The organism is Microvirga sp. ACRRW (assembly GCF_022346925.1).
Taxonomy (GTDB): domain Bacteria; phylum Pseudomonadota; class Alphaproteobacteria; order Rhizobiales; family Beijerinckiaceae; genus Microvirga.
In genome coordinates, this window is record NZ_JAKRNJ010000009.1 from 43,122 (window position 1) to 56,908 (window position 13,787).

The 13,787-nt window shown below is 61.9% G+C and carries 15 protein-coding genes; 3 read left to right on the top strand and 12 right to left on the bottom strand.

Annotated elements, in window-relative coordinates; genetic code table 11:
* Nucleotides 1-80: 80 nt before the first annotated feature.
* From MHY87_RS17185 to MHY87_RS17210, 6 genes are all read right to left on the bottom strand, one after another.
* Entirely contained in the window at nucleotides 81-503 is a 423-nt protein-coding gene (locus MHY87_RS17185) for a hypothetical protein (protein WP_239353795.1), read from the bottom strand.
* The gene (locus tag MHY87_RS17190) at nucleotides 500-916 is read right to left on the bottom strand and encodes a hypothetical protein (protein WP_239353796.1); all 417 of its coding nucleotides are present in this window, start codon (nucleotides 914-916) and stop codon (nucleotides 500-502) included. The genes MHY87_RS17185 and MHY87_RS17190 overlap by 4 nt, the downstream gene beginning before the upstream one ends.
* A gap of 90 nt (nucleotides 917-1,006) precedes the next feature.
* Nucleotides 1,007-2,332 (bottom strand): 23S rRNA (adenine(2503)-C(2))-methyltransferase RlmN, encoded by a 1,326-nt coding sequence (gene rlmN, locus MHY87_RS17195; RefSeq protein WP_239353797.1) that lies wholly within the window; start codon nucleotides 2,330-2,332, stop codon nucleotides 1,007-1,009.
* A gap of 141 nt (nucleotides 2,333-2,473) precedes the next feature.
* Entirely contained in the window at nucleotides 2,474-3,175 is a 702-nt protein-coding gene (locus tag MHY87_RS17200) for a hypothetical protein (protein WP_239353798.1), read from the bottom strand.
* 164 nt (nucleotides 3,176-3,339) lie between these two features.
* Nucleotides 3,340-4,740 carry a calcium-binding protein gene (locus MHY87_RS17205; RefSeq protein WP_239353799.1) on the bottom strand — a complete coding sequence of 467 codons (1,401 nt, stop codon included), beginning with the start codon at nucleotides 4,738-4,740 and terminating at the stop codon, nucleotides 3,340-3,342.
* A 374-nt stretch (nucleotides 4,741-5,114) separates the two neighbouring features.
* Complete coding sequence (locus MHY87_RS17210) at nucleotides 5,115-5,465, bottom strand: YkvA family protein (RefSeq protein ID WP_239353823.1); 351 nt, start codon at nucleotides 5,463-5,465, stop codon at nucleotides 5,115-5,117.
* Nucleotides 5,466-5,582: 117 nt separating this feature from the next.
* Here MHY87_RS17210 and MHY87_RS17215 point away from each other — a divergent pair, with 117 nt between their 5' ends.
* Complete coding sequence (locus MHY87_RS17215; protein ID WP_239353800.1) at nucleotides 5,583-6,368, top strand: SDR family NAD(P)-dependent oxidoreductase; 786 nt, start codon at nucleotides 5,583-5,585, stop codon at nucleotides 6,366-6,368.
* A 3-nt stretch (nucleotides 6,369-6,371) separates the two neighbouring features.
* Here MHY87_RS17215 and MHY87_RS17220 read toward each other — a convergent pair whose 3' ends face one another.
* From MHY87_RS17220 to MHY87_RS17245, 6 genes are all read right to left on the bottom strand, one after another.
* Nucleotides 6,372-6,773, bottom strand: a complete 402-nt coding sequence (locus MHY87_RS17220) for a GFA family protein (RefSeq protein WP_239353801.1) — start codon at nucleotides 6,771-6,773, stop codon at nucleotides 6,372-6,374.
* Nucleotides 6,774-6,777: 4 nt separating this feature from the next.
* Nucleotides 6,778-7,206 (bottom strand): 4a-hydroxytetrahydrobiopterin dehydratase, encoded by a 429-nt coding sequence (locus MHY87_RS18770; RefSeq protein ID WP_370644980.1) that lies wholly within the window; start codon nucleotides 7,204-7,206, stop codon nucleotides 6,778-6,780.
* The gene (locus MHY87_RS17230) at nucleotides 7,142-7,738 is read right to left on the bottom strand and encodes a histidine phosphatase family protein (protein ID WP_239353803.1); all 597 of its coding nucleotides are present in this window, start codon (nucleotides 7,736-7,738) and stop codon (nucleotides 7,142-7,144) included. The genes MHY87_RS18770 and MHY87_RS17230 overlap by 65 nt, the downstream gene beginning before the upstream one ends.
* A 38-nt stretch (nucleotides 7,739-7,776) precedes the next feature.
* On the bottom strand, nucleotides 7,777-8,313 hold the full coding sequence (gene thpR, locus MHY87_RS17235) for an RNA 2',3'-cyclic phosphodiesterase (RefSeq protein ID WP_239353804.1): 537 nt from the start codon (nucleotides 8,311-8,313) through the stop codon (nucleotides 7,777-7,779).
* Nucleotides 8,314-8,601: 288 nt separating this feature from the next.
* On the bottom strand, nucleotides 8,602-9,645 hold the full coding sequence (locus MHY87_RS17240) for an aldo/keto reductase (RefSeq protein WP_239353805.1): 1,044 nt from the start codon (nucleotides 9,643-9,645) through the stop codon (nucleotides 8,602-8,604).
* 69 nt (nucleotides 9,646-9,714) lie between these two features.
* Nucleotides 9,715-10,377, bottom strand: a complete 663-nt coding sequence (locus MHY87_RS17245; protein ID WP_239353806.1) for an arylesterase — start codon at nucleotides 10,375-10,377, stop codon at nucleotides 9,715-9,717.
* Nucleotides 10,378-10,444: 67 nt separating this feature from the next.
* Between MHY87_RS17245 and MHY87_RS17250 the strand changes: the two genes are divergently transcribed.
* Together MHY87_RS17250 and MHY87_RS17255 are read left to right on the top strand one after the other, a co-directional pair.
* Nucleotides 10,445-11,143: an ABC transporter ATP-binding protein gene (locus MHY87_RS17250; RefSeq protein WP_370644979.1), complete on the top strand. Its 699-nt coding sequence runs from the start codon at nucleotides 10,445-10,447 to the stop codon at nucleotides 11,141-11,143.
* 12 nt (nucleotides 11,144-11,155) lie between these two features.
* On the top strand, nucleotides 11,156-13,741 hold the full coding sequence (locus MHY87_RS17255; RefSeq protein ID WP_239353808.1) for an ABC transporter permease: 2,586 nt from the start codon (nucleotides 11,156-11,158) through the stop codon (nucleotides 13,739-13,741).
* Nucleotides 13,742-13,787: the final 46 nt, after the last annotated feature.

The following is a 13,787-nucleotide window of genomic DNA, read 5'->3' on the forward strand; positions in this document are numbered from 1 at the left end:
CGAAGAGTTCGTTCGCCGTAACTGAGTTACATGACGCGATTTGCCATGACAATTGCCCGCGTAGAGATCAGAACATAACCTTAAACAAGCAGCTCGCCCGATGAGGCTTTGCATTGCAAGGCAATCCGCCAATAAATCCAGCCGCAGATAAAGCCGGAGATGAAACAGCCTGGAATGAGTGGCCAATCGTCAAAATTCGGAGCCGTCAGCAGGATTCCAAAGCATGCGCCGATGATCGATGCGGGAATGGCGGCTGCCATGATCGAACGCGCGTCGAGGGCGTAGAGGATCAATGCTGCGATGATGGCGACGCCTAGAACCGGCAGCCCGTAAAGAACGAGGCCGAATGTGCCAATAAATGCAATGCCGATGAAGAATTTGGCGATCCCATCAAGCGACGGCATCGCTGGGGCGCTCAAGGCGATGGAAATGCCCAGGCTGACCGCGCCAAGATAAGGTGCAGCAACGGACGCTGCGAGGATCCCGAGAATCTGACGCGTCATCGCTCTTCGACCATGGTTGAGCGGGCTGTTCGATACAAAGCGATGCGCCAGTAGATCCATCCGCATATGGCGCCCGGCAAAATCGCGAGAAGGGAAATCCACTCAATCCCGAGAATGTGGGGGGACATGAGCAACGTCAGGGTGGGGCCTAAGGCTGCCCCGCAGAAGATAGGAGGCCAGGGTGAACGGATGCCGAAGCGGTAGAGGCCATAGGCGATGACCGCTGATGCTGGGAAAAGCACGAAGCCATATTCGATCAGAGCCCCAAGGCTGACAAAGAGCACGCCATACAGGAGTTCTAGCTCGAACGGGAAATCATGGACGAATGTGACGACAAGAAGCAGGATGAAAAGGGCGAATACAAACGGTGCCAAAAGGCTGGCTGTAATCACCCCCGCCACAATCCGTTCCATTACCGATTTCCTATAGTGTATCGGCAGACACACTATAGGCATTGCAACAATGGAACAATACTGGTGCTGAATAGAGCGGCCTTCTAAGGCTCACTCCCCGTTCCCCACCGCATAGACGCCTTCGGCCCCGATGCCTTGCTCGGCCATCATGCGGGCGCGGGCGCGCAGCTTTTCCGTCTCGCTCTTGAGCTGGCCGCAGGCTGCGAGGATGTCGCGGCCGCGCGGGGTGCGCACGGGCGAGGCGTAGCCTGCGCGATAGACGATCTCGGAGAAGCGCTCGATGCGCTCCCAGTCCGAGCACTCGTATTTCGAGCCGGGCCAGGGGTTGAACGGGATCAGGTTGATCTTCGCCGGGATACCCTTGAGCAGACGCACGAGCTCGCGCGCATCGGCATCCGAGTCGTTCACGCCTTTCAGCATCACGTATTCGAACGTGATGCGGCGCGCGTTCGACAGGCCGGGATAGGCGCGGCAGGCATCGAGCAACTGCTTGATGTCATATTTGCGGTTGATCGGCACCAGCACGTCGCGCAGGTCATCGCGCACGGCGTGAAGCGAGATCGCCAGCATGGTGTTCGCTTCAGCACCAAGGCGCTCCATCTGCGGCACGACGCCGGACGTGGAGACGGTGATGCGGCGGCGCGAGAGGGTCAGACCCTCGCCGTCCGACATGACGTCGATGGCGGCGATCACGTCATCCGGATTGTAGAGCGGCTCGCCCATGCCCATGAACACGATGTTGGACACGAAACGTCCGCCGTCGTTGGGAACGAAAGCGCCTTCCGGCGGCGTGGCGTCGGGCCAGTCGCCGATCATGTCGCGCGCCACGATGAGCTGCGCCACGATTTCCGCCGAGGTCAGGTTGCGCACGAGGCGCTGGGTGCCCGTGTGGCAGAAGGAACAGGTGAGCGTGCAGCCGACCTGGCTCGACACGCAGAGCGTGCCGCGATCCGTCTCGGGGATGTAGACGCACTCGATCTCCGCGCCCTTGTCGAGGGGGCCGGTGGAGGCCATGCGGATCAACCACTTGCGGGTACCGTCCTTGGAGACCTGCTCGGAGATCACCTGCGGGCGGGCGAGCGTATAGGCGTCAGCCAGCTTGGCGCGCAGCTCCTTGCCCACATTGGTCATCTCGGAAAAGTCTTTGGCGCCGCGGAAATAGATCCAGTGCCAAAGCTGCGCCACGCGCATCTTGTGCTCGCGCTCGGGCACGCCGATGGCGGCGAGCGAATCCTTCAGCTGGTCGCGGGTAAGGCCGACAAGCGATGCGCCACCGGGGGCAGCGCCTGCGACCACGTTTAGCTCCGCGGTCTTTTCGATGGACAAAGCGTTGGCACCGGCCGCGCGCGCGGCATCGCTGACGGCAACGGGTGCCGCATTGGGGTTACGCTTGGCGATGTCGAGCACCGTCGCCATGGGAAATCTCGAGCCTCGTTGTTGGGATTTGGCGTGCCTTATAACACGATTGCGCCGAAACCGTGAGCCTTGAAAAGCAAAATTCCGGGCGCGAGACCCGGAAAGTGCTTATTCGTGGCGCGGTTTGCAAGGGGAGGGCGCTTAGACTCCGCATTCCTTGCGGGCCTGCTCCAGGGCCTTGCTGAAACCGTTCAGGGAATAGCGGTCTGTCAGGTTCGACCCTCGCGCGGACTGGGTCTTTACCAGCACGGCTTGGCCTTTCGCCATGGTGGCGATGGCCTGCCCTTCCTCGGCCGGATTCTTCAGCCAGGCATTGGAGGCCTTGGTAATAAGGGCATAAGAGGTGCTGCCGATGGCGGCGCTGGCGGGGCCATTCTCCTTGGCTGTGAAGCCGAGCACGAGGGCAACCTCGTTCCGCACGTTCTCCGCCGGGCGGAAGGACACGAAGAGATAGGCCGGATCGCGGTTCAGATCCTTGGGCAGACGGTCCTGAGGCTGGCTCAGGGCATAGCAGATCTTCGAGCGGCCGGTCTGGGCCGTATAGACGCCCCAATCGCCGAACGAGCTGACGAGGGATGCGCCGCCTGGGCCGGTGGCGGCCTGGGCCGGTCTTGCAGCCGTTGCCGCTCCCGCCGCAGCTGCGGCTGGCTTTGCGGCCGGTGCGGCCCTGCCGGTCGCGGCAGGCGCAGGCTTGGCAGGCGCGGGTTTCGCGGGCTTGGCCGCGGCAGGCTTCTGCGCCGTTGAGCGCTGACTCTGGGCCAGGGCTGCAGGCCCGGTTCCGATAACGAGAAGGGCGGAAAGGATGCCCGCGGCAAAGCCGCGCTGGAAAGATGCTGTCGTCATGAGGGCGGACAATACGAGGGGATGGTTAATAAGTCTTCACCACCCCCGTAGACCCGGTGGCGGTTCCTGGCGATGCGTCGAAACGCGGCAGTAGGTAAGCCGTGATCCTCATGCCCAAGAAAAAGGGCCGCAGAGCGGCCCTTTGATATTCGATGAATGACACGTCAGACGATGAAGAAATCCGCATAGGTCATCTTCAAGCCTTTGCCGATCTTGGCGAACTCGACCGCCTTGCCTTTGCCCGATCCGTCGGCGTCGTAGTAAAGCACGCCCTTCTTGTTGTCGTAGACAAGATAGTCGTTCTTGTCCTTGGCCTTCGAACCGATGGTGAAGAACCCCTTGTTGAGCTGGCCGGTCTTGGTGAGCTTGGTGAAGACCGCATTCTCCAGACGGATCGTGTCGTCCTTCACCGAGAAGTCCTTGATCGTGTCGACATTCTTGCCCTTGCTCAGAGGCTGGCTGAAAAAGAACGAGTCCTTGCCCGTCCCGCCATGGAGCACGTCGTTGCCGCTTCCTCCGTCGAGCGTATCGTTGCCGGCCCCGCCATAGAGCTTGTCCACGAGAAAGCCGCCCCTGATGGCATTGTTGAGCTTGTTGCCGGTCAGGGTTTGCTGGCCTGCTCCGCCGGCTTCGAGATTCTCCACGTTGTCGGCGAGAGTGTAATTGATGAAGGCACGAACAGTGTCGGCTTTGCCTCCAGAGGAAGCTTCGATCACTTTGTCATTCACGTGATCGACGTAATAAACGTCGTTGCCGGTGCCGCCCTCCATGCGGTCGGCTCCGAAGCTGCCGTTGAGGGTATCGTTACCTGCTCCGCCGACCAGCGTGTTGGTATTGGTATTACCCGTGATGATGTTGTTGTGCGCGTTGCCGATGAGAGTCAGGGCGCCTTCGCCCAGGGTGCTCATCCATTCCACATGCTCGGAGACCTTCGACAGATCGATGTCGATGGACGTGACGACCTGATCCCTCGTGCCGCCGTCGGCGGTCTCGATCACGATGTCCCCAAGGCTGTCGATGAAATAGAAATCGTTCCCGAGGCCGCCGATCAATAGGTCGTTGCCCGTGCCACCCCTGAAGTAATCGTCGCCGAGGCCGCCCTCCAAGGTGTCGTTACCGCCTCCGCCCCAGAGGGCGTCGTGGCCATCAAGGCCTTCGAGATAGTTATTGGCGTCGTTGCCGTGCAGATCGTCGTCCTTCGCTGAGCCCCTGATATTCTCGATGCCCGAGAAGGTATCACCCAAGGCCCCGTCCCAACCGCGGCCTGTCTCAAGAGACAGCACGATCCTGACGGTTGCGGAGCTGTAATCGACCCAGTCGTTACCTTCCCCGCCCCTGATGTCGTCGTTGCCACCAGAGCCCACGTAGATGATGTCATCCCCACCGCCGCCATCGATCAGGTTATTCGTGGCATCGCCCGTAAGCTTGTTGGCGAGCGCGTTTCCATAAATTGCAGCATTCGGCGGCAAAGGCGTCGTCGTGCTTGGTATGAACGCGGGAAGCGCGAAGTTTTCTTCGCTCGCTTCAAGAGTGAAAGCGTTAGTGAGTGCGTTATACGTCGCCATAGAGAGCGCCCCTTATATTTCTGCTGTGCTTCGCTTCATAACGGCGAAGGTTCGAGGCTTGACCATAAGTGCACGGAATATTGACGTAAATATATAACGTATAGTCTAGGCTGTTCGGTCGAAGCAGAAGATCGAACTTAAAAAGAACACCAGATTATATTCCTGGTGTTTCATTCAGAAAGAACCCGCCAGGACAAAATAAAAGGGCCGCAGAAGCGGCCCGTCGAGTTTACTATTCTCAAAAGTGTTCGTTGTTCAAATGGGAGGAATTGAAATGACTTCTGATGAACAAGCCTTATGTAAATGAAAAACTATAATGTTGCAATAAGTCTATATTCTTTGTTCTGAATATAATCTTATAACTTCGAAGCCGCTTAAGCCTGCCTTGCTGAAAATTCCCCTAGGGTTTCCCGGGCCTTAGACCTGTGTTCTTCCGTAATGGAACCTGCGACCTGGGTGATGGCAGCAGCCAGCACAGCGGCATCGTCCGCGAATCCGAGCAGGGGCAGGAAGTCGCTCACGGCATCCATCGGGAACACGAAATAGGCGATGGCGCCGAGCAGGATCAACTTTACGCGGCTCGGCGTCTTGGAGTCGGTCGCGCAATAGAAGGCGGCCACGAGATCCTCGGCGAAGGGAATCTTTCCCGCGACCCGCTTCAGCTTGTCCCAGAAGCGCTGCTTCAAGCCTTCCTCGTCACGGGTGGCCGCGCGCATGGCGTCCATCTCGGCCTTGGTGAAAGGCTTGATGAAAGGCTCGCTCATGCTCTGTTGCTCCTTCGACAATGTCTGTATCCACTCATGTAAGGATCGCTTGCACGCACCCTCAAGAGGAGAGAAGACATGAAGCTCGACAAAATGATGGCAGCCATCGTCACGGGAGGCGCCTCGGGCCTCGGCGAGGCCACCGCGCGCATGCTCGCCGCACAGGGTTCGAAGGTCGCCATCTTCGACATGAACGCCGAGCGCGGCGAGACGGTTGCCCGCGACATCGGCGGCCTGTTCGCAAAAGTCGACGTGACGGATGAGGCTTCCATCGATGGGGGCCTGGTGAAGGCGCGCGAGGCGAACGGCGTCGAGCGCATCCTCGTCAACTGCGCGGGCGTCGCGCCCGGCCGCCGCACCGTGACGAAGAAGCGTGAAACGGGCGAGCTGATCGCGCACGATCTCGCGAGCTTCCGCAAGACGGTGGAGATCAATCTCATCGGCACCTATGCGATGATCTCGAAATGCGCCGCCGCCATGGCTGCGCTCGAGCCGGTAACGCCGGACGGCGGGCGCGGCGTCATCGTCAACACCTCGTCGGTGGCGGCGCAGGATGGACAGATCGGACAGGCCGCCTATTCCGCCTCCAAGGGCGGCGTGCTGGCATTGACGCTGCCGGTGGCGCGCGATCTCGCGGGCTTCGGCATCCGCGTGATGACGATCATGCCGGGCCTCTTCTATACGCCGCTTTTTGAGGGCATCGCGGAGGATTACCGCAAGTCGCTGGAAGCCAGCGTACCGTTCCCATCGCGTCTCGGGCGGCCCGAGGAATATGCGCAGCTCGTCAAAAGCATTCTCGAAAGCGACATGCTCAACGGCGAAGGCATCCGCCTCGACGGCGCTTTGCGCATGCAGCCGAAATAATTTTTAAGAGGTTCTCTCACCCCGGTTCTCAGGATAACTGATGAGGTCCGGGGTGCAGAGCCAGGATTCGCGGCGCTTGGTCCAGGCTTCGTAGGTCGGCTTGAAGAGATCTGTCTGATCGAAGCTGCCGAGCATGATCTCGATCTCGTCGCTGCTGTCCGAATAGAACACCAGCGAACCGCAGGTGGGGCAGAAGCGGCGCTGGCTTCCGGGAGTGGTCTCCCAGACCTTGCTTTCACCTGAGACGGTCACCTGATCCGCAGGAAAGATCGCAAAGGCGTTGAAAACGCTGCCGGTCTCTTTGCGGCAGGTCATGCAATGGCACAGGCCCACGCGATTGGGCTGGCCTTGCACTGTATATGTCAGCCGACCGCAGGCGCATCCGCCCGTAAGACGATCCACCATGGCATCAGCCTTTTTTCGTCACGCCGGCGGCCAACTGGTCCATGCGCTGCGCCAGTTCCACGTCACGACGCGTAAGGCCCTTGGCATCATGGGTGGAGAGCGTCACGTCCACCTTGTTGTAGACGTTGAACCATTCCGGGTGATGGTTCATGGGCTCGGCCACCAGCGCGACGCGGGTCATCCAGCCGAAGGCGGCGTTGAAATCGTCGAACACGTAGCGCTTGTGAATGGCGTCCCGGCCTTCGACAAGCGTCCAGCCGTCAAGGGCGGAGAGAAGTTCCTGGCGTTCGGTGTCGGTCAAGCGGGGCATGGGCGGGTTCTTTTCCTCAAAAAGGGCTTGCTTAGTGATGAAGCGCCCGCGCCATGTTTCAAGTCCTGGAGCTCTCGAAGGAGGCCTCCTCGATGGCGCGCCAATCCTGGCGGATCGCGAGATTCTCCCGGTCCATGACGAAGAAACAGCCGCCGCCCGAGTGCTGCGGCCTGCTTTCTTTACCGATCTCCACCTGCTGCAGATGCGCCATGAGCAGGCAGCCGACGCCGCCATGGGCGACGATGAGGGTGTTGCCGGTTTCCTCCGAAGCGATCCGCTTCACGGCCGTGACGATGCGGGCCTGCGCATCGATGGCGCGCTCCCAGCCGCGAATGCTCTCGTGGGGCTTGGCGAAGAATTCCTGCACCACCTCCCAGAATTCCGGCGGCGCGATATAGCCCGTGGATGAACGGTCGTTCTCGCCAAGGTCCTCGTGAGTGCGATAGGACATCCCGAACCGGTCCGCGACAATGGCGGCGCCGTCCATGGCCTTCTGCTCGGTGCTGGCATGGATCGAGGACAGGCGGATGCCGGAGAACACTTTTGCGAAATCCTGCATTCGCCTGCGGCCTGTCTCGTTCAAGGGCCAGTGGGGAACGGGAACGAGCGGATCGATCACGACCTCTGGGTGGGTGAGAAAAATCAGGTCTGACATGATCTTGTGATGTAGCGGCTCGTCGCTTGGCCGTCGAGCTAGCTAAGAGGATAGGCCGCCTCGATCACATAGGGCCCGCCACCGGTGGAGGCCTTCGACGAATAGAGCACGAAGCGATGCGCGGTGAAGGTGAGCTTCGGGAAATGGCCCCGGGTTGCCATGTAATCCGCGACATCGATGGGCGAGACGTTCTTCAACCGTGCCAGCGTCACATGCGGCGTGAACTTACGCCCTTCGGGTGGCAGCCCGATCTGGCGCATCATGCGCTCCTGTTCGGCTTGAAGATCGTTGAGTTCGCCGTTGCCGGAGGTGCGGGCGAAGACCGCGCGGGGTTTCGATCCGCCGAAGGTGTCGAGCCCCTCGATGGTGACGTCGATGGGCTCGCGCCAGCGGGAATCGCCGAGGATCGAGGCCACGTCGTCGGCCGTGCGCGCATCGATGTCGCCAATAAAGCGCAAGGTGATGTGATAATTCTCAGGGTCGATCCAGCGCGCGCCCGGCAATCCGCCACGATAGGCGGAAAGGGCTAGGCCGATCTCGGCTGGGATCTCGATGCCGGTGAACAGACGTGGCATGCGGCACCTCCCGAGCTTCGCTTACGCTTGTTAATTCAGACGATGGACAGCCGGCTTTGGTTCCGGCTGATCCTTGGTGGTCATCCCGGGGCTGCGGAGCAGAACCCGGGATCGCATGACGAGTATGGCGCTGTTTCACCTCTCCCTGAGGGAGAGGTCGGACCAGAGGTCCGGGTGAGGGGTTATAGGTCTTTCCGGAAAAGGTCTCACCCCCTCACCCTCGCTCCTCTCGACCTCTCCCCACCGGGGAGAGGTGTTCCAGCGCTTCGTCCGGGATGACGCTGTCGATTAAGGGCAGGGGTTGCAGTGTTCGACATGGATCGCGTCGATGCGCTTTTCCAGCTCCGGCGTGATCGTGACATTGATGGAGGCGATGTCCGTCTTCAGCTGCTCCATCGAGGTCGCGCCGATGATGTTCGACGTCGTGAAGGGGCGCGAATTCACGTAAGCCAGCGCCATCTGGGCCGGATCGAGGCCGAACTCCTTGGCGAGCGCGATGTATTTCTTGATCGCCGCTTCCGCCGTCGGGTTCTCATAACGCTGGCCGCGGCCGAAGAGCGTCGTGCGGGTGCCCGCAGGACGGGCGCCGTCGAGATACTTGCCCGTCAGATAGCCTTGAGCCAGCGGCGAATAGGCGAGCAGGCTCACATTCTCGCGCATGCTGACTTCGGCGAGCGCCACCTCGTAGGTGCGGTTCAGAAGGTTATAGGCGTTCTGCACCGACTGCGCTCGCGCCAAGCCCTTGGCCTCCGCGTGCTTGAGGAATGTCATCGTGCCCCAGGCGCTCTCGTTGGAGAGGCCGAAATGGCGGATCTTTCCGGCCTTCACGAGGTCCGTCATGATCTCGACCGTCTCGGAGATCGGGTGCGAATCGGCTTCCTGGTGCTTGTAGATCGTGGGGTTCGAGCCCCATTGCATCGGGCGGTCGGGCCAGTGGATCTGGTAGAGGTCGATATAATCGGTCTGGAGCCTCTTCAGGCTCTTATTCACCGCCTCCTCGATCTGCTTGCGCGAGAGCTCCGCCTTGGAGCCGTCGTCGCGGAACCAGGTGTTCTCGGAACGGCCCACCACCTTGGTGGCCAGAATCACCTTGTCGCGGTTGGCCCGGGACTTGAACCAGGAGCCGATGATCTTTTCCGTGGAGCCTTGCGTCTCGGCCTTGGGCGGAATCGAATAAAGCTCGGCGGTGTCGAAGAAATTGATGCCCTGGTCGAGGGCATAATCCATCTGCTCATGGCCCTCGGCCTCGGTGTTCTGCTGGCCCCAGGTCATGGTGCCGAGGCAGATGAGGCTGACATTGAGATCGGTGCGGCCAAGGCGGCGATATTGCATCTTAAGGCTCCTCGCAGCGGTTCAAGGCCGCCGCGTTTAAGGAAGATTCGAATGGCGCCGAAAAAGGCTTCAGCGCTGGGTCAGACGGGCGAGAAAGCTCTCGACTGAGGGTAGAATGCGTTCGACGATGGTCTCCACGCCCTTTGCCGTCGGGTGCAGGCCGTCGGGCAGGTTGAGAGAACGCTCGCCGGCAATCCCGTCGAGGAAGAAGGGATAGAGCACAAGGTCGTGCTTCTTCGCAATGTCGGAATAGATGGTGTCGAATTTCTGGATATAGGCCTCGCCCAGGTTGCGGGAGGCATACATGCCGGCGAGCATCACGGGGATATTGCGGGCCTTCAGGCGCTCCACGATGGTCTCGATGTTCTTGCGGGTGCCGGCGGGGTCGAGGCCGCGCAGCATGTCGTTGGCCCCAAGCTCCACGATGACGCCATCCGTGCCGTCGGGAATCGACCAGTCGAGGCGGTCTAGGCCTCCGGATGAGGTGTCGCCAGAGACGCCCGCATTGGCGATCTCCACCTTGTATCCCTTGGCCTTGAGCGCCTTCTCCAGCACCACCGGGAAGGCCGCCGCCTCGGGCAGGTTGTAGCCTGCCGTCAGGCTGTCGCCGAGGGCCACCAGCTTCAGGGTCTTGTCTTGAGCGAGGGCTGCGGAGGAGGGGGCGAAGGCAGCGGTCAAGGCGAGTGCACACGCAAAAATGATCGTCATGAATGGGCCGGATTGGCGCTTCATCGATAGGCTTCCCATCTATGCCGGACTAAACAACGTTCAGCTTTTCAGTCTCCAACAGATCGGATGTATGGGCATGAAGGACAAGGCCATTGCGCTTCACGATGTCGATTTGAGTCTCGGACGTGGGGCCGCGCGGGTGCATATTCTCAAAGGGATATCGCTCGGCGTCGACAAGGGCGAGGCGGTGGGACTGGTCGGTCCTTCAGGCTCGGGCAAGTCCACCCTGCTCATGACCATGGCAGGGCTGGAGCGCCCCGATTCGGGCAAGGTGGTTGTCGACGGCACCGATCTTTCGGGGCTCGATGAGGATGCGCTCGCCCGGTTTCGAGGCCGGCGCATCGGCATCGTGTTCCAGTCCTTCCACCTCGTGCCGACCATGACGGCGTTGGAGAACGTGGCGCTTCCCCTGGAGTTGGCCGGCGAGGACGACGCCTTTGAGCGCGCCGAGGCCGAATTGCAGGCCGTGGGCTTAGGATCTCGCCTGCACCATTATCCGGCCCAGCTCTCCGGCGGCGAGCAGCAGCGCGTGGCGATTGCCCGCGCCATCGTGCCGAACCCGGCGATCCTGGTGGCCGACGAGCCCACCGGCAACCTCGACGAGAATACAGGCCAATCCATCGTCGACCTGCTCTTTGCCCTGAAGCGCGACCGCGGCGCGACCCTCGTGCTCGTGACTCACGATCTCAACCTCGCTCGTCTCTGCGACCGCACGGTGCGCTTGCGCTCCGGTCAGGTAGAGGCCGATGCGGCCTCGGCCGTGGCTTAAGGGAGCGGTTCCATGCACGGTACCCTCACCACGCCGCAGCGGCGTCCCGTCTCCGATTCGAAGCTTCCGCTCCTCCTTCGCCTCGCATTCCGCGAACTGCGCGGCGGCCTGAAAGGTTTCGGCATCTTCCTCGCCTGCATCGCGCTCGGTGTCGCGGCGATTGCGAGCGTCTCCTCGCTGTCACGTGCGCTGACTGAAGGCATTTCCCGCGAAGGCCGCCGGATCCTCGGCGGCGACATGGCGTTCTCGCTCATCCAGCGCGAGGCGAGCGCGCCTGAACGCGCCTTCCTCGACGCGAAAGGACAGGTGAACATCATCGCCTCCATGCGCGCCATGGCGGTGGCGGGCGAGAAAGGCTCTGGCCTTGTGGAGATGAAGGCCGTCGATGGCGGCTATCCCAATGTCGGCACGCTGGAGACCGATCCGCAATTGCCGCCCGCCGATCTCTTCGCCGAGCGCAACGGCGCCTTCGGCGCAGTGGTCGATCCGGCGCTGCTCGCGCGTCTCGACCTGAAAGTGGGCGACCGGGTGACGGTGGGTGGCGCGAATGTGGAACTGCGCGCAAGCCTCGTGACCGAGCCCGACCAGATCGCCGACGGGATCGGCTTCGGCCCGCGTCTTCTGATCTCGCAGGATGCGCTGAAGGCCACCGGCCTTGTGCAGCCCGGAAGCCTCGTGCGCTGGACCTACCGACTCACTCTGCCGACCGCCTTGAATACGGAAGAGGGATTGGCGCAGGTCGAGGCGGAGGTGAACCGCGCTCTGCCGGAGGCAGGCTGGCGCATCCGCTCGCGCCTCAATGCCGATCCACGCTTTGCCAAGAATATCGAGCGCTTCACGCAGTTTCTCACGCTGGTGGGCCTCACCGCGCTGCTCGTCGGCGGCGTCGGCGTCGCCAATGCGGTGCGCGGTTTCGTGGACCGCAAGCGCGCCTCCATCGCGACGCTCAAAAGCCTCGGCGCGCCGGGGGGGCAGGTGGTGCTGCTCTATCTCACGCAGGTGCTGCTGATCGCGGCCTTGGGTATCGGCGTCGGTCTCATGGTCGGTGCGGCTCTGCCGTTCGTCATCACGGGCGCATTCGGTCATCTCCTGCCGATCCCGATCCAGCCGGTCCTCGCGTTTCAGGAACTCGGCATTGCGTTGCTCTACGGCGTGCTTACCGCGCTCGTCTTCGCGCTCGCGCCGTTGGGCCGCGCGCATGACGTGCCGGTGTCGGGGCTCTTTCGCGATCAGATCGATCCAGAACGGCGCTGGCCGCGCAAGCGCTATCTCGTGGCGTTGGGCGTGTCCGTCGTGTCACTGGTGACGCTTGCCGTCATCGCGGCTTACGACCAGCGCATCGCGCTGATGTTCGTGGCGGCTGCCGCGGGCTCCTTCGTGCTTCTGCGCATCGTGGCCTTGGGCATCATGGCGCTTGCCCGCCGCCTGCCGCGTCCGCGCCGCACGGCTCCGCGCCTGGCGCTCGCCAACATTCACCGGCCCGGCGCGCTCACGCCGTCGCTCGTGTTGTCGCTGGGCCTCGGCATCACGCTTCTCGTGACGCTCGCGCTCATCGACTCGAACCTGACGAAGCAGCTCACCCAGAGCCTGCCGCAGAAAGCCCCGAGCTTCTTCTTCCTCGACATCCCGAACCAGCAGGCGGATGCGTTCGAGGGATTCCTGAAAAGCCAGGCCGGCGACGCGCATATCGAGCGCGTGCCGATGATGCGCGGGCGTCTCGTGACGCTCGGTGGGCGGCCTGTCTCCGAGGTGAAAGCTCCCGAGGACATCTCCTGGGTGCTGGAGGGCGACCGCGGCATCACCTATGCCAAGACGCCGCCCGAAGGCTCGAAGCTCGTGCAGGGCGAGTGGTGGCCGGAGGATTATCGCGGCAAACCGCTCGTCTCCTTCGACGGCAAGATCGCAGAAGGCTTGGGGCTGAAGATCGGCGACGACATCACCGTCAACGTGCTCGGCCGCAACATCACGGCGACCATCGCGAATTTGCGCGAGATCGAGTGGCGCTCGCTCGGCATCAACTTCGTGATGGTGTTCTCGCCCAACACCTTCGCCGGCGCGCCGCACACCCATCTCGCCACCGTCACCTTCCCCAACGGGTCGGATGCCGCGACCGATGCCAAGATCCTGCGCAGCGCCGCCCAGACCTATCCCATGGTGTCGAGCGTGCGGGTGAAGGACGCGCTGGAGGCGGTGAATGACGTGGTCTCGCAACTCGTCATGGCAATCCGTGGGGCCAGCTCGATTGCGCTGATCGCAAGCCTTCTGGTTCTGGCGGGCGCGCTCGCGGCGGGCCACAGGGCGCGCCTCTACGATGCGGTGGTGCTGAAGACGCTGGGGGCCACCCGCGCCCGGCTGATTTCGGCCTATGCCCTGGAATACGGGCTTCTCGGTCTGGTATCCGCCGCGTTCGGGCTGCTCACTGGGGGTATTGCGTCCTATTTTATCGTGACCAGGATCATGAACTTAAGCTTTAGCTTAGATCTATCGGGCGCCCTGGTGGCCTGTGCCTTGGCCGTATTGGTCACGGTGGGCCTCGGCCTGATGGGAACCTGGCGGATCTTAAGTCAAAAGCCCGCGCAATACTTGAGAAACCTTTGATCGCCTGGCTTCGGCCCGGCGTTATAGAGGAACGGCGGAAGGATAG

Coding starts and splice junctions, on each gene's coding strand:
- MHY87_RS17185 (WP_239353795.1), bottom strand. CDS start 503: ATGACGCGTCAGATTCTCGGGATCCTCGCAGCGTCCGTTGCTGCACCT.
- MHY87_RS17190 (WP_239353796.1), bottom strand. CDS start 916: ATGGAACGGATTGTGGCGGGGGTGATTACAGCCAGCCTTTTGGCACCG.
- rlmN (WP_239353797.1), bottom strand. CDS start 2,332: ATGGCGACGGTGCTCGACATCGCCAAGCGTAACCCCAATGCGGCACCC.
- MHY87_RS17200 (WP_239353798.1), bottom strand. CDS start 3,175: ATGACGACAGCATCTTTCCAGCGCGGCTTTGCCGCGGGCATCCTTTCC.
- MHY87_RS17205 (WP_239353799.1), bottom strand. CDS start 4,740: ATGGCGACGTATAACGCACTCACTAACGCTTTCACTCTTGAAGCGAGC.
- MHY87_RS17210 (WP_239353823.1), bottom strand. CDS start 5,465: ATGGACGCCATGCGCGCGGCCACCCGTGACGAGGAAGGCTTGAAGCAG.
- MHY87_RS17215 (WP_239353800.1), top strand. CDS start 5,583: ATGAAGCTCGACAAAATGATGGCAGCCATCGTCACGGGAGGCGCCTCG.
- MHY87_RS17220 (WP_239353801.1), bottom strand. CDS start 6,773: ATGGTGGATCGTCTTACGGGCGGATGCGCCTGCGGTCGGCTGACATAT.
- MHY87_RS17230 (WP_239353803.1), bottom strand. CDS start 7,738: ATGTCAGACCTGATTTTTCTCACCCACCCAGAGGTCGTGATCGATCCG.
- thpR (WP_239353804.1), bottom strand. CDS start 8,313: ATGCCACGTCTGTTCACCGGCATCGAGATCCCAGCCGAGATCGGCCTA.
- MHY87_RS17240 (WP_239353805.1), bottom strand. CDS start 9,645: ATGCAATATCGCCGCCTTGGCCGCACCGATCTCAATGTCAGCCTCATC.
- MHY87_RS17245 (WP_239353806.1), bottom strand. CDS start 10,377: ATGAAGCGCCAATCCGGCCCATTCATGACGATCATTTTTGCGTGTGCA.
- MHY87_RS17250 (WP_370644979.1), top strand. CDS start 10,445: ATGGGCATGAAGGACAAGGCCATTGCGCTTCACGATGTCGATTTGAGT.
- MHY87_RS17255 (WP_239353808.1), top strand. CDS start 11,156: ATGCACGGTACCCTCACCACGCCGCAGCGGCGTCCCGTCTCCGATTCG.